This window comes from Marinovum sp. (genome assembly GCF_048263515.1).
In the GTDB taxonomy this organism is placed as follows: domain Bacteria; phylum Pseudomonadota; class Alphaproteobacteria; order Rhodobacterales; family Rhodobacteraceae; genus Marinovum.
The window spans coordinates 349339-368665 of the sequence record NZ_JBLXEC010000002.1 but is presented as its reverse complement, the minus strand read 5'-3'; the positions used below and the strand labels follow the sequence as shown (position 1 = coordinate 368665).

The window sequence follows — 19327 nt, the reverse complement described above, 5'->3', positions numbered from 1 at the left end:
GTCAGCCCCCTCAGATGTCCAGCGCCGGCACGTCGAGCCAGCGACGCTCTTCCGAGCTCTTGTAGCCCAGCTCAGCCAGCTGCACGCCCTTGGCGCCTTCTTCCAGCGTGTAGGACCAGGGCGCATCCTCGACCACGTGGCGCAGGAACTGCTCCCATTGCACCTTGAAGCCATTGTCGAAATCGGCGTTGTCGGGAACCTCGACCCAATCCTCGAAGAAGTTCATGGTCTGCTTCTGGTCCGGGTTCCAGACCGGCTTGGGCGTGTTGGCCCGGGCCTGGGAGTAGCAGGTGTGCAGACCGGCCACGGCGCTGCCATGGGTGCCGTCGATGTGGAAAGTCACCAGGTCGTCGCGGCGCACGCGGGTACACCAGGAGCTGTTGAGCTGGGCGATGATGTCGCCCTCGAGTTCAAAGGTCGCATAGGCCGCGTCGTCGGCGGTGGCGTCATAGCGTTCGCCGTTCTCGTCCCAGCGCTCGGGGATATGGGTCACCGCGGTGCAGTTCACCGCCTTGACCGGCGCGACCACGTTGTCGAGCACATAGCGCCAGTGGCAGAGCATGTCGGACACCATGCCGCCGCCGTCCTGCTTGCGGTAGTTCCACGACGGACGCTGCGCGGGCATCCAATCGCCTTCGAACACCCAGTAGCCGAACTCGCCACGCACCGAGAGGATCTTGCCGAAGAAGCCGCTGTCGCGCAGGCGCTTGAGTTTCAAGAGGCCCGGCAGGTCGAGCTTGTCGTGCACGATGCCGTTCTTGACGCCCTTGGCCTTGGCGTGCTTTGCGATGGCAATCGCCTCTTCCAACCCTTCCGAGACCGGCTTTTCCGAATAGACATGCTTGCCCGCATCGATCGCCTTGCGCAGCAGCCCGGGCCGCATCTGGGTGCTGGCGGCGTCAAAGAAGATCGTGTCGTCGGGATTGGCCAGCGCCGCGTCGAGGTCGGTGGTGTAGCGCTCGACACCGTGTTTCGCGGCCAGTTCGGCGATCTTCTTCTCATTGCGGCCGACGATGATCACGTCGGGCACCAGGCGGTCGCCATCCTTGAGCAGAATGCCGCCCTGATCGCGGATCGCCAGAACCGAGCGGATCAGGTGCTGGTTCATGCCCATCCGTCCGGTGACGCCGTGCATGATGATGCCGATGCGTTGTGTTGCCATGGTCTCTTCCCTTGCTTGCATTCCGGCCGCCCCCTCGGGGTCCGGTCTCCTCCAACCCGCCACCCCATCGGTGGCGCCATCACGGACCTGCACGCTGGCAGGTGTTAATCTACCATTTAGTAGGTTAGCTGATTCCTGTCAATCACCCTCATGTTCGAACGGTGCGATTTGCCTGAAGCAGCTGCTGAGGAACGTGAGGCAACAGACTGTCATTGCGACAGAAATTCGGATCGTTACCTGCCAGCATTGCGCCCGCCATCGCCCCGCCCCAAAGCCAGCGGCCGCGAAAGCCCGCGGCCCGAAATCTCACCGGATCGCCCGCTCACAGGCCCGAAGGGTGGCGATGCCGATAGCGGCGGTCACGCTGGCATCAAGACAGCAACGGAAGGGCTCGACACCCACCGGCCGGTCCCAGCCCAGCTCGACCAGCGCCCTGACGATCTCGCCATGCGGATCGGTGCCCATGCCGGGCGCGCCGCGGTTGGTGTCATTGGCATGAACGTGGCCGATCAGGCCGGTCGGCACCCAGTGGCGCAGCAGATCGGCCACCGGTGGTTCGCTCTGTCCGGCGGCGCTCATGTCGATCATGGTGCGAAAGGCCGGGCTGTCGATCGCCCGCGCCAGCGCCACGCCCTGCGCCACCGAGGTCACGGTGTCATCCTCGGCGGGCGACAGCGGCTCGATGCAATAGGTCACGCCGCGCGCCTCGGCGGCCTGCGCCACCGGGGCGAAGAAGGCTGCCAGATGATCAGTCAGCGCAATGTCCGACATGCCCTCGGGCCGCAGCCGCTGTTTCGGCGAGCCATGCACCAGCACCGCCCCGCCGAGATCGGCACAGAGATCGACAAGCCCAAGCAGGATGTCGCGTGCCGCGCCCTGCCCTGCGGGATCGGTGATCGAGACCTCGGGGTAGCCGCTCAGCAGCCAATGCAGCACGGTCACCCGCAGCCCGGCGTCCTCGACCGTCTGTCGGATCTCGGCAATGCGCGTGGCGCTCAGCCGGTGCGGCGCGGGCCCCAAGGTCGATGGCGCCAGCTCCAGCCCCATGTAGCCCAGCGCGGCGGCGATCCGCGCCTGTTCGGCCAAGCTCTTGCCCTCGGCGGCCAAGAGCTCGTTGCAAAGGCTCAGCTCAAGCATTCCGCCGCGCCCCGATCCAGCGCAGCGGCGACAGCGCCAGCCGCCGCAACACCGGCACGTTCATCGCGATCGACAGCACGATCAGCGCCACGAAACCTGCCGAGACTGGCCGGGTAAAGAACGGCGCCAGCTCGCCGTCGCTCAGCGTCAGCCCGCGGCGCAGGCTCTTGTCCAGCAGATCGCCCAGAATGATGCCCAGCACCAGTGGCGCCATCGGGTATTTCATCTGCCGCAGCACAAAGCCTACCAGCCCGAAGAAAACCATGATCCAGATGTCGAAGATCCGCTGGCTGAGCGCATAGGTTCCGATCACGCAAAGCACGAAGACCACCGGCATCAGATAAGCATAGGGCACCTTGAGCACCTGCACGAAGGCGCGCGTCAGGGTCAGCCCGTAGAAGGCCATGAAGAGCGTGGCAATCACCACCATGGCGCTGATCTGCCCGATGAAATCAGGCTGTTCGATCATGATCAGCGGCCCCGGCCGGATGCCGTGGATGAAGAGCGCCGCGATCAACACCGCAGATGAGGCCGAGCCCGGCACCGCCAGGGTGATCGCCGGGATCAGCGAGCCGGGCACCACCGCGGAATTGCCGGTCTCGGCGGCAATCAGCCCCTCGTGGCTGCCGTGGCCGAACTTTTCCTTTTCCTTCGACGTCTTGCGCGCCGCGGCATAGCTGGCCCATGCCCCGATATCCTCGCCCACGCCGGGGATGATGCCCACCAGCGTGCCGATGATGCCGGACCGCGCGATGGTGACCTTGTACCGCCAGAGGTCCATCAGGTCCGGCAGGGTCCGGTCGCTCTTGTCCTTCTTGATCGCCAGTTGGCCGGCGCGGTTCCACATCGCCGTCAGCACCTCGGCAAAGCCGAAGGCGCCGACCATGGCCGGGATCAGCGCGATGCCGGCGTTCAGGTCTTGCAGCCCGAGGTTGAAGCGCACATGCGCGTGGATGCCCTCGGACCCGATCATCGCCACGGCAAGGCCCAGCAGCCCGGCGATATAGCCCTTGAGCGGCGTGGTGTCGGCGGTGAGCTGGCCGGAGATCAGGATGCCGAAGACCGCCAGCCAGAAGAACTCGAAACTGCCGAAGTTGAGCGCGGCCTCTGCCAGCGGCGGCGCCACCAGCACCAGCATCACCACGCCGGCCAATGTGCCCAGCGCCGAGCCGGCGGTGGCCAGCCCCATGGCATAGCCCGCCCGCCCCTGTTTCGCCAAAGGATAGCCGTCAAGCGAGGTGGCGGCGCTGGCCGGGGTGCCGGGAATGTTCAGCAGGATCGCACTGCGCGACCCGCCATAGATCGCGCCCACGTACATGCAGACCAGCACGAGGATCGCAGTGGTGCTGTCGAGCGAATAGGTCAGCGTGGTCATCAGCGCCACGCCCATGGTCGCCGTCAGCCCCGGCAGCGAGCCCACGACGATGCCCAGAAGCGTCGCCCATGCGGCGTGAAACAGCATCTCGGGCGCCATCAGCGTGCCGAACCCGGCGATCAGATCATTGAGACCGCTCATGGCAGACGCACCAGAAAGAGTTCCTGAAACAGCAGCGATGACCCCAGCGCCACACCGGTGCCGAGCGCCAATGCCGCCAGCGCGGCAATGGCCTGCGCCCGGCGCGGGGCGTGCAGCGGAAAGGAGAAGAGCATTGCAAAGGTGGTGGCAAAGATCAGCGTCGCCCAGAAGTAGGGCAGCCAGCCGACCAGCCCCAGCGCATAGACCGTGCAGATCGCCGCGGTCAGGCCCAGCCGGCCCCAGGACCCGCCCGACAGCACCATCGCCCGGCCCCGCTCATGCGCGCTGAAGGACGCGGCAAAGAGCAGCGCCGCGCAGAGCGCCAGCAGAAAGCCCAGGATCATCGGCACCAGCCCGGGGATCGAGGCCGGGTGGATCTGACGGATCTCGAGCCGGTCCATCGTGTAGCCACCATTCAGGAGTGCCAGCCCCAGAAGGAATAGGAGTGCCGCCGTCAGACGGTCGGCCATGGCCATGCGCATGAGATGCCCCTCGTGCTGAAATGCCGGGGCTGGCCCCGGCCGGAAAACCGTCCGGGCGCGGCGCAAGGCCACGCCCGGGTCGACAGATCAGCCCTCTGGGCAGTCGATGCCGATCTCGGAGGGGTTCACCACCGCCTCGCCACGGGTCACCCGGGCGCAGGCCTCGGCGATCACCACCGGCATTGCCTTGTCCAGCGCTTCCTGTCCGTAGCTCGGGGCAAAGACGGCGCCACGGTCGGTGGCATAGGACTTGAGCGCCTCGCTGGACATCACGTGATCCTGCCAGACCTGATTGACGGTGTCATAGACCTCTTGCGGGGCGCCCTTGGGGATGAATACGCCGAAGTAATCGGCCGCCACGTGGAACTCCGGCAGGAAGTCGGTGATCGGCGGCACCGGGTCGATGCCTTCGACCTCGAGCGCGGTGTCGGACAGCACGGTCAGCGCCCGCAGGCGGCCGGCGCGGATCATCTCGGTCTGCTCGACGGCAAGCTGCGTCGTCACCTCGACCTCGCCGCTCGCCGCGGCGATCACCGCCGGGTTGCCGCCGTCATAGGTGATCATCCGCGCTCCCGAGAGATCGCCCTCGGCGCTTTCCTTGATCGCCGCCAGCGCCATGCCGCCGGAGGAGTTCACGCCGGCGGTGCCGACAGTGACCGAGCCGGTCTTCATCGCCTCAAGCAGCGCCGGGAAATCGGCATAGGGCGCGTTTGCGTTGACGCTGACCACCGGCACGTTGGCGACGTGCAGGTAGATCTCGTAGTCCTCGATCGAGGTGTTCTCGATCAGGCCGGTCACCGCATAGGTGGCATTGTTGGCGATGGCGTTGGCGGTCCAGGTATAGCCGTCGCGCGGGGCGTCCAGCGCGGCCTTGGTACCGGTCGAGCCGGAGGCGCCGGGCTGGTTGACCACCACGACCTCGGTGCCCAGCGCCTCTTCGAGGATCGGGGCGACGACGCGGGTGACCTGATCGGTCGATCCACCGGCCGACCACGGCACGATGATGTTGATCGGGCGGTCCGGCTTCCAGCTGTAATCCTGGGCGGCAAGCGGGGCGGCAAGGGCGCTGGCGGCAGCCACGAGCGCGAGAGTTCTGAGAGCTGGCATGATATCTCCTCCGTTATCTACCATGTGGTAGGTTATGAAGACACACCGCACCTGTCAAATCCTTTGCGCGCCTCTTCCCCAGTTTCCTGCAGGCCGGCCATCAGGGTTGCGGCCCACGCCCAGCGCGCAACCGGGGACGGTTGACGGCGCGACCTGTCCGATCTGCCGCCCCCAGCCCTTCCCGTTACGGCGCAACAAAAATATTTTTGTCACGCCTAGTGATTAAAATCTGCAACCATCTAGCCAAAGCCGATTCCAGCGCATAATCTGGGGCGGCAAACTGGTTACTCTACAGGATATGGGGCCCTTGCCATGGGCCCGCCCCTTCCATCCTTCCGACCCAAGGCGCCGAGCACCCATGAACACTCACTTGCAATCGGACCTGAACTGGAACCTGCTTCGCATGTTCTACGTGATCGCCAAGGAGCAGGGCATCACCAAGGCGGCCAAACGGCTGGGGCTCAGCCAGCCCTCGGTCAGCAGCGCGCTGCAGAAGCTGGAAACCCAGCTGCATTGCCAGCTGGTGATCCGCGACAGCCGGCATTTCGAGCTGACCACCCGGGGCACCCGCATCTTTCAGGAATGCCGCGACATCTTTCAGAGCGCCGAGCGCATTTCGCATCTGGTCAGCGACGACGAGTTCGAAGAGCGGCCGCAGCTGCGCTACCAGATCGCCTCGAGCCTGGTCTCGCCGATGATCGACGGGCTGTTCCGGCAATACCACGCCCGCTTTCCCGCCGCGGTGTTTCAGGGCGAGGTCAAGAACAGCCAGTCGATCGTCCGCGCCATCCAGCAGGGCAAGGCGACGCTGGGCTTCGCCCTGCTGGTGCGGCCGCTCGACAACCTGCCGTCAATCCGCATGTTCCGGCGGGAATTCGACGTCTATTGCGGCAAGGGGCATCGCCTCTACGGCCACGAGGGGCTGAGCCTCGGCGAGTTGCAGATCGAACCGCTGATCTCTTACGGCTGCGCCACCGACGGGCCGGATCTCGAGCCGCTGACGCTGCTGCGCGGCGACATGCAGCTGGGCGAACAGATCAACGGCATCAGCACCAACTTCGAGGAATTGCGCCGCATGGTGGTGGCCGATCTCGGCATCGGGCTGCTGCCGCGCAAGACGGTCGAGGATGACGTGGCACGCGGCGATCTCTGGCCGCTGACGGTGGCCGGCGAAAGCATCGGCGCCGATGTCTACCTGGTGCATGCCCCGCGTGAGACGCTGACGCCCACGGAATGGGATTTCGTCGAGATGGCGCTCGAGGTCCGGGACCAATACCCCGACATCGCCTGAGCACCCTGCCCCGACCAAGGCGAAACGGCCGCCCGGTGTCCCGCGCGGCCGTTCTGTTTTTCAGGACCTCAGCTCTGGCTCAGAACCACTTGCCGTCGGAGATATTGTCCGGAATGGCAATCGGCTCGACCGCCGGCAGCGGGATCGATTCGAACTGCGCCTTGATGCCGGAGTTCCACAGCTTGGCCCGGCGCGTCAGGTTGCGCCGGTCGGTCTGCATCCGGCCCCGCGCCAGCACGCAGCCCAGATCGGCCCCGTGATAGCAGTAATCCCCGGCGGAATAGACCCGCAGGTAGAAGGCCTCGTTCTCGTCGCCCAGCGACTGGGGGTTGAGCGCCTGCCGGACGAATTCGACCCTGTCGTCGCTGGTCAGCCGCCAGATGCCCGATTGCGGCGCCTTGGTGATCAGCTCGACCTTGTCCTCGGTCTGCTTGAGCACCAGCTGCGTCCAGTTGTCGTAGTCGTTCCAGCGCGATTGCACCGCCTCGACATCGACCTCGTAATCGACGTCGAGATATTCCAGCAGGTGGAACAGGAACAGCGGGCAGCCGCCATAGGTCGAGGTGATCAGGTTGGTCGGCGGCGTCACGCCGGAGACCCGCGGGTTCAGCTCGCCCAGATAGACCTCGTTGGTGTCGGTATCGAGCAGGAAGTCGAGGCAGAAGACGCCCTTGTAGCCTTCCTTGTAGAGCCGGTCACCGAACTTGCGCGCCATCTCGCGCACCTTGTCAGGCACGCCTTCGGGCAGCAGCGCCGGCGAGGCGTCGTTGCCGCACCAGCCGCCCTTGTAAGGCGTGACCTCGACGAAGCCGGTGATGTCGGTCATTACCGGGCCCACGAAGGTGCCCAGCCGCGTGGCACAGCCCTCGATCGCGCCCGGCAGGTGGTTCAGACGCTTCATCACCTTGAGCTTCTGGTCGATGATCTTGGCGGAATACTTGTCCCAGTCCTTGCGCGACTTGATGAAGAAGGTCGTCCGCCCGCTGTCGCCATACGGCGTCTGCACCACCAGGTCCTTGCCCAGCTTGCCCTTCTCGGCCAGCTCCGTCAGCGCCTCGTAGCTGTCGGCCTCGCCCATGATGTTGGGCGCGCTGTCCACCCCGGCCTCGTTGCCGAGCTGGGTGGTGACGATCTTGCTGTCGAGCCGCTCGCGCAGCGCCGCCGGCGCCAGCGCCACCTCGACACCGATATCGGCGCAAAGCTTTTCCGTGGTCTCGTTGAACATCACGAAGATCGCCTTGCCGCCGGGGTTGGCCTTGGCCTTGGCGACGAATTGCGGATGGCTGACAAGATAGTTGCCGACATCCTCCATCGACTGGAACTCGTCATGCATGATCTTGGTCGGCACGAAGGATCGCGGATGGGTGCCGTCGAAAATGTCGAAGTAATTGATGTACTCGAGCCCGCCGACCCATTGGTCGAGCCCCAGAAGACTGTAGGGCGTGGGCGTGACGATATAGATCGGCTTGGTGTTCTTGCGAAGGTAATTGAAGATCTCGCTGAGGCCGGTCAGCTTTTTCCTGCGGGTGCGTTTCTTGGCGGGTGGCATGTGATTCCCTTTTTTGGTTCCCCAAGCGTCCCCCAGCACTAACAGGTTTGGCAAGGCTTGTGTTTTTATCCACACCTTCCAGCCTGTGCCCAACCGCCCGAAATCGGGCCATCGCCCGGAATTCAGCCAGCGCCGAAGGGGCCCGGCCCGACGGCTCCGGGCGCGGCGACGCGGGCGTTCTGTCGCCGCCGTGCGGCTCACTTCATCGAGGGGCCGCCCATCGGGCCGTCCCACTCCATCTCGACCGCATCGATGTCGTTGCGCACGTAGAAGAAGCGGAAGCCCATGCCGCGCAGCCATTTCTCCAACCGGTCAAGACTGGCCCATTCGCGGCGCAACCCGCGCGCCGATTCCACCAGCGCCCATTGGTCATCGACCAGGAAATAGACCGTCCAGGTGTTGGGGTGCTTCGACTGGTCGGCAAAGCCGCCGCCCGCCACCTCGCGGGCGGTGCGGACGGCGACGGGATGGTCGCCGATCCGTTTCTGCGACGCGAGGCCCGCCAGGTCGTTCTGCCGGATCGTGAATGTCGGCGCCGGGGTTTCCTGCATGGCTGTGGCGATCTCGTCTGCTGAGGCGTTTGACCCGTGATACGGCGCTACTCACCGCCTTTGCAACGCGATGTCGGCGTCAGCTCGGGCTGTCGGCCGGTTCGCTGGCCGGGGTCTCGCCCTCTGCCGCGCCCGCCTCTTCGGTCCGCTCGGGCGCGGCCTCTTCGGCCGACGCCGCGGCCCGCGCGGCGATCTGCGCCGGGGTCAGCGCCTCGACCCGGGTGGCCAGCGTCCAGACATGGCCCATCGGATCGCTCAGCGTGGCGCAGCGTTCGCCCCAATAGGCCAGCTCCGGCTCGGCCAGCACCTGTGCGCCTGCCTCGACGGCCCGGGCAAAGCTGGCATCGACATCCTCGACATACATGTGATGCGCGACCGAGGCCGCGCCCGGCGTCGGCTGGTGGCCATGACCGGCCCAGCCTTCGGTGACAAAGAGCATCGAGCTGCCGACCTTGATCGTGGCAAAGCGCGGCTCGGCCTCGCTGTCGCGGGCCTGCACCTTGGCGTCAAAGGCCGCCTCGTAGAACGCCAGCGCCGCCGGCACGTTCGCCACGGCCAAAGCGGCGGTGCAGGTCCGGTAGCCGCGCGGGGCAACTGCGGGTTTCTTCGGCATCATCTGTCTCCACGTCAGGCGGACGTCTGTCCGTTTTTTAAGCAATAACCTTGGGGCATTATCGCCACCATGGACCATGATGTAGCAGATTGCGCTTGAAACCGCAACACCATGACCCATAGTGTACCTGGTACTCACTGGATTCCCGCCACATGTCCCCCTTTGCCGTCCCACCCCCCGTGCCGCCCCGACCGGGCTATTCCCTCGAGCGCCGCTTTGCCGGCCGCACCGAGGAACGCCCCGGCGTGGTCTGGCAGGATCTGCTGGGCGCCCATTGGCCGGGCTGGCGCGACTGGTACCTGGCACGCGGCGGCACCACCGCCGAGACCAGCCGCGAGGCGCAGCGCGCCCTGCGCCGCCACATGCCGGAGATGACCCGACTGGTGGACACCCTGTCAGAAGCCCTGCCTGACGACCCGGTGCTGGGCGAATTCCTCACCTTCTGGTGCCCGCCGCGCTACCTGGTGAGCTGCACCCAGGCCGCCACCACCGACCTGTCCGGCCCGCTCCTGATGCGCAACTACGACCTCGACCCGGCACTGAGCGAGGCGACGATGCTGCGCTCGAACTGGCGCGGCAAGGTGGTGATGGGCATGGTCGAAGGCCTCTCGGGCCTGTCGGACGGCATGAACGAGGATGGCCTCGCCGTTTCGCTCAGCTTCGGCGGGCGGGTGGTGACCGGCCGCGGCTTCGGCATCCCATTGCTCATTCGCTATGTGCTAGAGACCTGTACCGATGTGCAGGACGGGCTCGAGGCGCTGCGGGCGGTACCCTGCCACATGTCCTACAACGTCACCCTGACCGATCGTCAGGGCCAGGCGGCGACGGTCTTTCTCAGCCCCGACCGCCCGGCGATGGTGCAGTTCACCCCCTGGGCCACCAACCACCAGCTGGGCGTGGAATGGCCGCGCCACGGCCGGATCTCGGCGACGCTGGAACGCGCCCAGGCGCTGAGCCGCATGTTCGCCCAGGGCTATCCCGACGAGGCCACGCTGCAGGCCAGCTTCCTCACCCCGCCGTTCTTCTCGGCCAATTACCGCGCCGGCTATGGCACCGTCTTCTCGGTGGCCTATCGTCCCGCGCTGGGCACGGCGCGGCTGTTCTGGGGCGACGGCAGCAGCCACCTCTGGCAGATCGACAGCTTTGCCCCCGCCACGCTCGCCGTGGGATATTCCGATTTCGGCAGCCGCATGACCGCGGCGCCGACCCTCCTGACAGACCTTCAAAGGACGGCCTGATGACCAGATTTGCCATCGCAGGCATCCAGATGCATGTGACCACCCAGAACAACGTCGCCGAGATGCGCAAGCGCCTGGCACTGCTGATGCACCTCTACCCCTGGGTCGAGATGGTGTGCTTCTCCGAACTGGCGCCGCATGGCCCGGCCCTGCCCAGCGCCCAGGCCGCCGGTGGCGACCTCGACATCGCCTTTGCCGAGATGGCACGCCAGCACAAGGTCTGGCTGCTGCCGGGCTCCTACTTCGAACGGCGCAACGGCCGCATCTACAATGCCGCCCCGGTGTTCAACCCGGCCGGCGAAGAAGTGGCACGCTACGACAAGATGTTCCCCTTCACGCCCTACGAGGAAGGCGTGACCCCCGGCACGGAACCTTGCGTCTTCGATGTGCCCGGCGTCGGCCGTCTGGGCCTGTCGATCTGCTACGACATCTGGTTCCCCGAGCTGACCCGGACACTGGCCTCGATGGGCGCCGAGGTGCTGATCAACCCGGTCAACGCCGCCTTCGTCGACCGCCACGCCGATCTCGCCTGCGCCCAGGCGGCGGCGGCGATGTTCCAGATGTATGTCTTTCACATCAACGGCTTGCTGGCCGGCGGCAACGGCTATTCCCAGGTCATCGACCCGGCCGGCCGTCTGCTGCACAAGGGCAACGTGCAGGAAGAGATGATCCCGCTCGAGGTCGATTTCGCCGAAGTCCGCCGCCAGCGCGAACGCGGCATCCTCAACATGGGCCAGCCGCTCAAGAGCTTCCGCGACAGCCAGGTCCGCTTCCCGATCTACGAGGAAGGCTACCGCTCGGACTACCTCGACAGCCTCGGCCCCCTGCAAAAGGCCCATCGCCTGCGCTGACAACCGCACTCGCGTCCCCGCCAAAGGATCGCGCCACAACACCCATCAGCACCCCGCTCCCCCCTTCCTCTTGCCGAAAATACCCTCGGGGGGTCTGGGGGGCTGGCCCCCCAGTTCAAACTGGGGGTCTGGGGGGCTGGCCCCCCAGCCGGTCGACGTGCGCAGGCACGGCGAAAACACAGGCACCACCTCAGTTCTCGCCACAGCGATAAATCGCAATCTCCCTCTCGAGAAACAGCGGCTTGTTGGGATCGAACGCCGCCGCCACCTCGCAGCGCGCATGCAGGTCGTTGAAAAACGCCCGCATCAACTCCGAATCGACCTCGGAGCGCATGAACTCCGGGTCCTTGACCACGAAGGTCTCGAACCCCTGGGCCCGCCAGTGGTCCAGCTGCCATTCCTCGCGCTGCGGCGGCCAGGCGTGGGCCTGGGCCTGGAAGTCCGGGTCGTCCTCGTCCACCCCTTCCAGACCATAGAGAACCGTCGGCATGCCGATGTAGAACACCGCCCCCGGCGCCTCGTCGGTGATCAGCCGTTCTTCGGCCATCTCCGGCAGTGGCGTGTCGTATTTCTCGGCCAGGTGCTGCCAGCGGGCGATCTCCATCTGCTGCGCCGCACGGGCCTGCGGCAGATGGGTCACCGCCATGGTCATGATCTTCTCGTCGGCCAGGTGCTCGGCGATATAGGCGTCGGTCTCCTGCCACATCGGCGGCGCCAGCGCCTCGGTCACCGCGATGCCGGCGCCCACCAGAGACAGCCCCAGGCCCAGCGCCAGCGTGCCGCCCGCCGCCCGGCCCCACCAGCCCGGCGCGGCAACCAACCCGGCCAGGGCCAGGCCTGACAACAGGGTGAAGCCCGCGAAACTGGCGATCCACAGGTGCTCCGGCTGGCGTGGCCCGGCAAGGAAGCCCAGCGCCAGCGTGCCCAGCGCCAGCGATCCCCAGATCACCAAAAGCGCCGGCTTGCGCCGCAGGCGGCAGGCCGGCAGCGCCAGCAGCAGCGGCGTCAGCAGCGCCAGAACGGCAAAGACCGGGGTCATGCCCCAGGTCAGCGTCAGGGCCCGCTGTGCGAGGGTGGCAAGGCCGGGCCAGATTCCATCACCGGTGCGCAGCGACATCACCGTCTGGATCTTCTGGAATGCGAGGAAGTTCTGGAAATCCAGCAGGATGCCGATGTTCAGCAGTGGCCAGAGCAGCAATACGGTCAGCAGCGCCCGGCCCATGCTGCGCGCCATCGCGCCCAGCCCCTCGGCCGCCAGCAGCAGCCCCGCCATGCCAAAGGCCAGCGGCAGCAGCACGAAGACCCCCGATTGCTTGAAGCTCACCACCAGCACAGCGAAGATGCCCAGCCAGATGTCCCAGCGCCCCGGCCGCCCGGCGTCGAGCCGCGCCAACAGCGCCCAGAACACCGCCACGGTGGCCGTGGCCAGCGCCACGTCGCCCTTGGCGATATGCGACATGAAGACCCCGAGCGGAAAGACCACGCCCAGCGCCCCCAACGCCAACGACTGCCAGAGCCCCAGCCCCACCCGCCGCGCGATGGCAAAGAACAGCGGTGCGATCAGCGCGCCGATCACCGCCGTCACGTAGCGCGCCGTCAGGTAGAAGACCGTCGGATCGGTGAAATACTGCGCCCGGAACTCCCCCGGCGAACCCCACCAGCCCTGCGGCAGCCCCAGCGCGAAGAGCCCGCCAAAGGCCACCCCGTTGATGTAATTGTAGAGCGGTGGATAGAAGTGCTGCCCCGGCACGATCTGCCCCGCCAGCGCCCGCGCGGCATCGTTGATCCGCTCGTCTCCGTGGAAGTAGCCATAGTCCGCGCCCAGCGCCCGCAGCGCGAAAGCCAGAAGAAAAAGCACGAAAACCGCCAGAAGGCGTGTCACAAAATCGGTTTTGCCAGACATGGGTTAACTTTTTACAGTCTAGACTGCCTCGTGCCAGAAAATCCGCACAATTCGGCGTCATTGTCAGCTGACATTGCAGTAAGGCCGCAGCGAGGAGAGATTGTTGCGAGATTTGGAAACGGGTTTGGCCGAGGATTTGACGCAGACCGATACAGGGCTTTCGTTGCCGCTATACGTCGATCTCGACGGGACGCTGGTGCGCACCGACGTGGCGCAGGAGCTGTTGATCGCGGCGCTGGTCCGGCCGCGCAACTGGGCGCCGGTGCTGGCCGCCTGGAAAGCGCATGGCGCGAGCGGCATCAAGCGCGCGGTCTGGGACCGCGACGGGTTTCACCCGGCGCTGCTGCCCTATGACGAGACGGTGCTCGACTATCTGAGGGACGCGCGGGCGCAGGGCCGCCGCATCGTGCTGGCCACCGCCGCCGATCGGCAAGTGGCCGAGGCGATTGCCGTGCATCTGGGCCTGTTCGACGCGGTGCTGGCCTCCGACCCCGGTCACAATCTCAAGGGTGCGGCCAAGCTGGCCGCGATCGAGGCCGACAGCCACGGGCCTTTCGAGTACCTGGGCGACAGCGCCGCCGACATCCCGGTGTGGCGGGCGGCGCATCGGGCGGGCTTCATCCGCCCCGACAGCGCCGCGCAGGCCGAGATGCAGGCCACGGGCGACCGGGTCTCATTGGTCACCGATCCGGCGCCGCCGGCCTGGCGCGGGCTGTGGAAGGCGATGCGGCCGCACCAATGGGCCAAGAACACCCTGGTCTTCCTGCCGCTGTTCTTTGCCCATCTCTATACCGAGGCCGGGGCGCTGGCGCTGGCGGCTCTGGCCTTTCTGGCGATGTCGCTGATGGCCTCCGGCGTCTATCTGGTCAACGACCTGATCGACATTCCCGCCGACCGCCGCCACCGCAGCAAGCGCTTCCGCCCCTTTGCCGCCGGGCTGGTGCGGCCGGTGCACGGGGTGATCGCCGCAGGCACGCTGATGGTGTCAGCGCTGCTGCTGGGCTTTGGCGCGGTGGGCCTGCCCTTCGGCGTGGTGCTGCTGATCTACTTTGTCCTGACCACGGCTTATTCCTTTGCGCTCAAGCAGTATTCGACGGTCGATGTCATCGTGCTGTCGCTGCTCTATACCGTGCGCATCCTTGCCGGGGCGGCGGCCTGTTCGGTCATGCTCAGCCCCTGGCTTCTGACCTTCTCGCTCTTCTTCTTCGTCAGCCTCGCCTACATGAAACGATATATCGAGCTCGACTCGGTCGAGGATGACGACAAGCTGCCGCATCGCAATTACTGGGGGGCCGAGCTGGCGAGCATGCAGATCTTTGGCATCGCCAATGCGGCGGTGAGCCTGCTGACGCTGGCGCAGTACATCAACAGCCCCACCGCGAAAGAGACCTATGGCGCCGATGACATCCTCTGGCTGGCGGTGCCGATGCTGATGTTCTGGATCTACCGCACCTGGATGTGGGCGATCCGTGGCAAGGTGGGCGACGATCCGGTGGTCTTTGCCCTGACCGACCGGATCAGCCAGATCACCCTGCTGGCGGTGGTGACGATGTTCGTGGCCGCGCGCTACCTCGATTTCGTGGGGTTCATCCAGTGACGCCGGCGGGCTTTGCCCTGATCTTCGTCAGTGTCGCCCTGTCGGCGCTGGGCCAGACCTGTTTCAAGACCGGCGTCGGACGCGTGAGCTTTGCCGAAGGCGCCGGCGTGGTGCACAAGAGCCTGGCGATGCTGCTGTCGCCCTGGGTGCTGGGCGGGCTGGCGTTCTATGGCGTTGGCACGCTGCTCTGGCTCTTTGCGCTGAAGCGGATGGACCTGTCGCTGGCCTATCCCTTCGTGGCGATGAGCTTTGTCATGGTGGCGGGATCCGGCGTGCTGTTTCTGGGCGAGACCCTGACGCTGACCCGGGTGCTTGGCATGGCGCTGATCATCTCGGGCCTGCTGGTGATGGCGTTCGGGCGGTAGGTGGGACTGGTCGCGAGAGCCCAGAGTTCGATCCACAGCCCGGCGCGGAAGCAAGGCACCCACAGCGCATCCTAGGTCCAACGCCCCGGCGCGGAATCAAGGCCGCAAGGCCGCCGCGCCATCGTCATGCCAAAGGCATGCCTCCGGCATGACCCGCCCCCCGGGGCGGCGATTTGTTTGAGGTAGGGGCGCCGCTCCGATCTCTTCCGGATCTGGCTGCCATAAAACGCGTCCGAACCAGGCGCGGATCGCCACCCCGCGGCTCGGCGATGGCGCGGCTTGCGCGACCATCGCATGCGTGCACCCGGACTTGCTTGCTGATTTCCCCAAGCCCAGCCCTCGCTCTACACCCCGGCGCGGGCTGAAGGCCGCCGCGCCATCGTCATGCCAAAGGCATGCCTCCGGCATGTCCCGCCCCCCCCGGGGCGGCGATGGCGCGGCTTGCGCGAAACCGTCAGAGGTCCGCATGTCTGCCCAACATTTAGGCACATCGCACAACGAACGCCCCCAAACCCCGCGCGCCCCATTTACAACGGCGCACCAAGCGCCGCATCTGCCCTCATGCCCCGCCCGCTTTCGATCATCATCGTCGAACCCGACCGCGACCGCGCGCTGCTCATCGTCGACAGCCTGCGCGCTGCCGGCGATTTCGAGATTCAGGTCATCGCCGAGCCCACCAGCCTCGCCCGGCAAATCCAGGCGCGGCAACCCGATGTGGTGCTGATCGACATCGAGAATCCCTCGCGCGACATGCTCGAGGAACTGGCGCTGGCCTCGGGCCCTCAGGACCGCGCGGTGGCGATGTTCGTCGACCGCTCGGCCGAGGGGCTCTCGGCCGCCGCCATCGAGGCCGGCGTCTCGGCCTATGTGGTCGACGGGCTGCAGCCCGGGCGGATCAAGCCGGTGCTCGACGCCGCCATCACCCGCTTTCGCATGTTCCAGCGGATGCGCACCGAACTGGCCGAGATGAAACGCGCGCTCGAGGACCGCAAGGTGATCGACCGCGCCAAGGGCATGCTTATGAAGGCCCGCGGGGTCAGCGAGGACGAGGCCTACGCGCTCTTGCGCAAGGCCGCGATGGACCAGGGCAAGCGAGTGGCCGATGTGGCCCAGGCGCTGGTCACGGCAGCGGGGCTCCTGGGATGAGCCTGACACCGCTGACCGTCGGTTTCATCCCGCTGGTGGATGCCGCGCCGCTGATCATCGCTCAGGAGATGGGCTTTGCCGCCGAGGAAGGCATCAGCCTGCAGCTGCGCCGCGCGCCCTCGTGGTCGGCCCTGCGCGATCTGCTCAGTTTCGGCATGGTCGACGCCGCACATATGCTCTCGCCCGTGCCGGTGGCCACGGCGCTGGGGCTTGGCGGCGCCGGCGCGCCGCTCTCGGCGGTCTCGGTACTTTCGGTTAACGGCAATGTTATCGGCGTCAGTCGCGCGCTCGCCGACCGGCTGCGCGACGCCGGCCATGACTTCGGCTTCACCAACGCCCGCGCTGCCGGTCTGGCGCTGATCGCGGCGGCGGGCGACGGGCTGCGGATCGGCGTTCCCTTCCCCTTCTCGATGCACGCCGAGCTGGTCTACTACTGGCTCTCGGCGCTGGGCCTGCCGGCGCCGCAGTCGGTCTTCGTGCGCACCGTGCCGCCGCCACTGATGGGCGATGCGATCCGCGCCGGCGAGATCGACGCCTTCTGCGTCGGCGAGCCCTGGGGCAGCCAGGCGGTCGAGGACGGCATGGGTGCGCTTTTGCTGCCCGGCTCGGCGATCTGGGGCTTTGCGCCGGAAAAGGTGCTGGCGATGCGCACCGACTGGGCCGAGGCGGAAGAGATGCTGCGCGGCCGGCTGATCCGCGCGGTCTGGCGTGCCGGGCGCTGGCTGGGCGATCCGGCCTCGCGCAGCCTGACCGCCGAGATCCTCGCCCGCCCCGATTATCTCGACCTGCCGGCGTACATCCTCGACCGGGCGCTGTCAGGCCGGCTGGTGGTCTCGCCGCGGGGCGAAGAGCGCGACGTGCCGGATTTTCTGGCCTTTCACCGCTCGGCCGCGAGCTTTCCCTGGCGCAGCCAGGCGGAATGGATCGGGCTGCAACTGGCGGCGCGCACCGGGCTTGACCGCAGCACCGCCAAATCCGCTGCCGCCGGGGTCTTTCGCACTGACCTGCACCGCCAGGCCCTGGCCGGTCTCTCGGCCAGCTTGCCCACCGCCTCGTCGCGGATCGAGGGCGGCGTGACCGAGCCGACGGCAGCCCCGGCCGAAACTGGCCGGCTGATTCTCGGCCCAGACCGGTTCTTCGACGGCCGCATTTTTGACCCCGACCGGGCCTGACGCCCATTTCTTGTGCAGCCGCAGCGAAGATCACGCTGCATTGCAGAAAAATCACGGTCCGCCCCGCCCTTTCCTTTGCGCAGCCACAACCTGAACAGGCATAAAGGGCCCACCGGCGGGCAATGGCGTCCGCTGCTGGAATTCTCCCGAACGTCCGGGACCCGAAGAGCAAAGCCGCTCGACCCTTCGCCCACCAGCGAAGTGCGTCAGCGGCTTTTTTGTTTGCCCGACCCTCTCCTCCCGGGCCTCAGTAAAGGACAGACTTTCATGAAGACCCTCCTCCTCGGCCTTGCCGCCTCGACCGCCCTTGCCACCCCCGGCTTCGCGCAGATGCTCGACCTGGAAAAGGACGAGCTGACCTTCGGTTTCATCAAGCTCACCGACATGGCGCCGCTCGCCGTGGCCTATGAACAGGGTTATTTCCTCGACGAGGGACTGTTTGTCACGCTCGAGGCCCAAGCCAACTGGAAGGTTCTGCTCGACGGCGTGATCGGCGGACAGCTCGACGGCGCGCATATGCTGGCTGGCCAGCCGCTGGCGGCAACCATCGGCTTCGGCACCGAAGCGCATATCATCACCCCCTTCTCGATGGACCTGAACGGAAACGGCATCACCGTGTCGAACGAGATCTGGGAGCAGATGAAGCCGAACATCCCGGCCGATGCCGAGGGCAAGCCGATCCACCCGATCTCGGCCGAGGCGCTGGCGCCGGTGGTCGAGAAGTACAAGGACGACGGCAAGCCCTTCAACATGGGCATGGTCTTCCCGGTCTCGACTCACAACTACGAGTTGCGCTACTGGCTCGCTGCCGGCGGCTTGCACCCGGGCTACTACAGCCAGGACAACATCACCGGCCAGATCGGCGCCGACGTGCTGCTCTCGGTCACGCCGCCGCCGCAGATGCCCGCCACCTTGGAGGCCGGCACGATCTATGGCTATTCGGTCGGCGAGCCCTGGAACCAGCAGGCCGTGGTGAAGGGCATCGGCGTGCCGGTGATCACCGACTACGAGCTGTGGAAGAACAACCCGGAGAAGGTCTTTGGCATCACCGCCGAGTTTGCCGAGGAGTACCCCAACACCACGCTGGCAGTGACCAAGGCGCTGATCCGCGCGGCGCAATGGCTGGACGAAAACGACAACGCCAACCGCATGGAAGCGGTCGAGATGCTGAGCCGTCCGGAATATGTCGGTGCCGATGCCGAGGTGATTGCCGCCTCGATGACCGGCACCTTCGAATATGAAAAGGGCGACACCCGCGAAGTCCCCGATTTCAACGTCTTCTTCCGCTACAACGCCACCTACCCCTTCTACTCCGACGCGGTCTGGTACCTGACCCAGATGCGCCGCTGGGGCCAGATCGCCGAGCCCAAGTCGGACAGCTGGTACGACGAGGTCGCCAAGTCGGTCTACAAGCCGGAAATCTACCTCGAAGCCGCCCGCATGCTGGTCGACGAGGGTCTGGCCAACGAGGCCGACTTCCCCTGGGACAGCGACGGCTACAAGGCGCCGACACCGGCCGAGGATATCATCGACGGCATCGCCTATGACGGTCGGGCGCCCAACGCCTATCTCGACAGCCTGCCGATCGGCCTGAAAGGCGCGCAGACGGTCGTCGGCACCGACGTCAAAGGCTGACCCGCCCCGCCG

At 66.4% G+C, this 19327-nt stretch carries 17 protein-coding genes; 8 read left to right on the top strand and 9 right to left on the bottom strand.

Annotation, left to right across the window (positions count from 1 at the left end; genetic code table 11):
* Positions 1-10: 10 nt before the first annotated feature.
* The 5 genes from ACN0SE_RS04250 to ACN0SE_RS04230 all read right to left on the bottom strand — a co-directional run bounded on the left by ACN0SE_RS04250 (position 11) and on the right by ACN0SE_RS04230 (position 5404).
* A complete protein-coding gene (locus tag ACN0SE_RS04250) occupies positions 11-1162 on the bottom strand; it encodes a Gfo/Idh/MocA family protein (protein ID WP_417523238.1) in 1152 nt (383 codons plus the stop codon).
* 306 nt (positions 1163-1468) lie between these two features.
* On the bottom strand, positions 1469-2299 hold the full coding sequence (locus ACN0SE_RS04245) for a sugar phosphate isomerase/epimerase family protein (RefSeq protein ID WP_417523237.1): 831 nt from the start codon (positions 2297-2299) through the stop codon (positions 1469-1471).
* On the bottom strand, positions 2292-3815 hold the full coding sequence (locus ACN0SE_RS04240; protein WP_417523236.1) for a tripartite tricarboxylate transporter permease: 1524 nt from the start codon (positions 3813-3815) through the stop codon (positions 2292-2294). The genes ACN0SE_RS04245 and ACN0SE_RS04240 overlap by 8 nt, the downstream gene beginning before the upstream one ends.
* A complete protein-coding gene (locus ACN0SE_RS04235) occupies positions 3812-4297 on the bottom strand; it encodes a tripartite tricarboxylate transporter TctB family protein (RefSeq protein WP_417523235.1) in 486 nt (161 codons plus the stop codon). Before ACN0SE_RS04235 ends, ACN0SE_RS04240 begins: the two co-directional genes overlap by 4 nt.
* A gap of 87 nt (positions 4298-4384) precedes the next feature.
* A complete protein-coding gene (locus ACN0SE_RS04230; protein WP_417523234.1) occupies positions 4385-5404 on the bottom strand; it encodes a Bug family tripartite tricarboxylate transporter substrate binding protein in 1020 nt (339 codons plus the stop codon).
* Between the two features lie 358 nt (positions 5405-5762).
* Here ACN0SE_RS04230 and ACN0SE_RS04225 point away from each other — a divergent pair, with 358 nt between their 5' ends.
* Positions 5763-6695, top strand: coding sequence for a LysR family transcriptional regulator (locus ACN0SE_RS04225; RefSeq protein ID WP_417523233.1), 933 nt, complete (start codon positions 5763-5765; stop codon positions 6693-6695).
* Positions 6696-6774: 79 nt separating this feature from the next.
* Here the strand turns inward: ACN0SE_RS04225 and ACN0SE_RS04220 are convergent, their stop codons facing one another.
* The 3 genes from ACN0SE_RS04220 to ACN0SE_RS04210 all read right to left on the bottom strand — a co-directional run bounded on the left by ACN0SE_RS04220 (position 6775) and on the right by ACN0SE_RS04210 (position 9408).
* Complete coding sequence (locus tag ACN0SE_RS04220; protein ID WP_417523232.1) at positions 6775-8244, bottom strand: biotin carboxylase; 1470 nt, start codon at positions 8242-8244, stop codon at positions 6775-6777.
* 197 nt (positions 8245-8441) lie between these two features.
* On the bottom strand, positions 8442-8795 hold the full coding sequence (locus ACN0SE_RS04215; RefSeq protein ID WP_417523231.1) for a hypothetical protein: 354 nt from the start codon (positions 8793-8795) through the stop codon (positions 8442-8444).
* 79 nt (positions 8796-8874) lie between these two features.
* Positions 8875-9408, bottom strand: a complete 534-nt coding sequence (locus ACN0SE_RS04210) for a VOC family protein (protein WP_417523230.1) — start codon at positions 9406-9408, stop codon at positions 8875-8877.
* A gap of 179 nt (positions 9409-9587) precedes the next feature.
* Here ACN0SE_RS04210 and ACN0SE_RS04205 point away from each other — a divergent pair, with 179 nt between their 5' ends.
* Both ACN0SE_RS04205 and ACN0SE_RS04200 read left to right on the top strand, forming a co-directional pair.
* Complete coding sequence (locus tag ACN0SE_RS04205) at positions 9588-10646, top strand: C45 family autoproteolytic acyltransferase/hydolase (RefSeq protein WP_417523229.1); 1059 nt, start codon at positions 9588-9590, stop codon at positions 10644-10646.
* Entirely contained in the window at positions 10646-11497 is an 852-nt protein-coding gene (locus ACN0SE_RS04200; RefSeq protein WP_417523228.1) for a carbon-nitrogen hydrolase family protein, read from the top strand. The genes ACN0SE_RS04205 and ACN0SE_RS04200 overlap by 1 nt, the downstream gene beginning before the upstream one ends.
* 190 nt (positions 11498-11687) lie before the next feature.
* Here ACN0SE_RS04200 and ACN0SE_RS04195 read toward each other — a convergent pair whose 3' ends face one another.
* The gene (locus ACN0SE_RS04195; RefSeq protein ID WP_417523227.1) at positions 11688-13400 is read right to left on the bottom strand and encodes a hypothetical protein; all 1713 of its coding nucleotides are present in this window, start codon (positions 13398-13400) and stop codon (positions 11688-11690) included.
* Positions 13401-13503: 103 nt separating this feature from the next.
* On the opposite strand from ACN0SE_RS04195, the gene ACN0SE_RS04190 reads away from it, so the two are divergent.
* The 5 genes from ACN0SE_RS04190 to ACN0SE_RS04170 all read left to right on the top strand — a co-directional run bounded on the left by ACN0SE_RS04190 (position 13504) and on the right by ACN0SE_RS04170 (position 19315).
* Positions 13504-14997 (top strand): UbiA family prenyltransferase, encoded by a 1494-nt coding sequence (locus ACN0SE_RS04190; RefSeq protein ID WP_417523226.1) that lies wholly within the window; start codon positions 13504-13506, stop codon positions 14995-14997.
* Complete coding sequence (locus ACN0SE_RS04185; RefSeq protein ID WP_417523225.1) at positions 14994-15362, top strand: DMT family transporter; 369 nt, start codon at positions 14994-14996, stop codon at positions 15360-15362. The genes ACN0SE_RS04190 and ACN0SE_RS04185 overlap by 4 nt, the downstream gene beginning before the upstream one ends.
* Before the next feature lie 561 nt (positions 15363-15923).
* Positions 15924-16508, top strand: coding sequence for an ANTAR domain-containing response regulator (locus tag ACN0SE_RS04180; protein ID WP_417523224.1), 585 nt, complete (start codon positions 15924-15926; stop codon positions 16506-16508).
* Positions 16505-17680, top strand: coding sequence for a CmpA/NrtA family ABC transporter substrate-binding protein (locus ACN0SE_RS04175; RefSeq protein ID WP_417523223.1), 1176 nt, complete (start codon positions 16505-16507; stop codon positions 17678-17680). Before ACN0SE_RS04180 ends, ACN0SE_RS04175 begins: the two co-directional genes overlap by 4 nt.
* A 267-nt stretch (positions 17681-17947) precedes the next feature.
* Entirely contained in the window at positions 17948-19315 is a 1368-nt protein-coding gene (locus ACN0SE_RS04170) for a CmpA/NrtA family ABC transporter substrate-binding protein (RefSeq protein WP_417523222.1), read from the top strand.
* The last annotated feature ends 12 nt before the right edge of the window (positions 19316-19327 follow it).

Bases quoted from the DNA above. Each gene is read 5' to 3' on its own strand.
- ACN0SE_RS04195 (WP_417523227.1), bottom strand. From the start codon at position 13,400: ATGTCTGGCAAAACCGATTTTGTGACACGCCTTCTGGCGGTTTTCGTG.
- ACN0SE_RS04175 (WP_417523223.1), top strand. From the start codon at position 16,505: ATGAGCCTGACACCGCTGACCGTCGGTTTCATCCCGCTGGTGGATGCC.
- ACN0SE_RS04200 (WP_417523228.1), top strand. From the start codon at position 10,646: ATGACCAGATTTGCCATCGCAGGCATCCAGATGCATGTGACCACCCAG.
- ACN0SE_RS04225 (WP_417523233.1), top strand. From the start codon at position 5,763: ATGAACACTCACTTGCAATCGGACCTGAACTGGAACCTGCTTCGCATG.
- ACN0SE_RS04250 (WP_417523238.1), bottom strand. From the start codon at position 1,162: ATGGCAACACAACGCATCGGCATCATCATGCACGGCGTCACCGGACGG.
- ACN0SE_RS04215 (WP_417523231.1), bottom strand. From the start codon at position 8,795: ATGCAGGAAACCCCGGCGCCGACATTCACGATCCGGCAGAACGACCTG.
- ACN0SE_RS04210 (WP_417523230.1), bottom strand. From the start codon at position 9,408: ATGCCGAAGAAACCCGCAGTTGCCCCGCGCGGCTACCGGACCTGCACC.
- ACN0SE_RS04245 (WP_417523237.1), bottom strand. From the start codon at position 2,299: ATGCTTGAGCTGAGCCTTTGCAACGAGCTCTTGGCCGCCGAGGGCAAG.
- ACN0SE_RS04170 (WP_417523222.1), top strand. From the start codon at position 17,948: ATGAAGACCCTCCTCCTCGGCCTTGCCGCCTCGACCGCCCTTGCCACC.
- ACN0SE_RS04240 (WP_417523236.1), bottom strand. From the start codon at position 3,815: ATGAGCGGTCTCAATGATCTGATCGCCGGGTTCGGCACGCTGATGGCG.
- ACN0SE_RS04180 (WP_417523224.1), top strand. From the start codon at position 15,924: ATGCCCCGCCCGCTTTCGATCATCATCGTCGAACCCGACCGCGACCGC.
- ACN0SE_RS04230 (WP_417523234.1), bottom strand. From the start codon at position 5,404: ATGCCAGCTCTCAGAACTCTCGCGCTCGTGGCTGCCGCCAGCGCCCTT.
- ACN0SE_RS04235 (WP_417523235.1), bottom strand. From the start codon at position 4,297: ATGCGCATGGCCATGGCCGACCGTCTGACGGCGGCACTCCTATTCCTT.
- ACN0SE_RS04220 (WP_417523232.1), bottom strand. From the start codon at position 8,244: ATGCCACCCGCCAAGAAACGCACCCGCAGGAAAAAGCTGACCGGCCTC.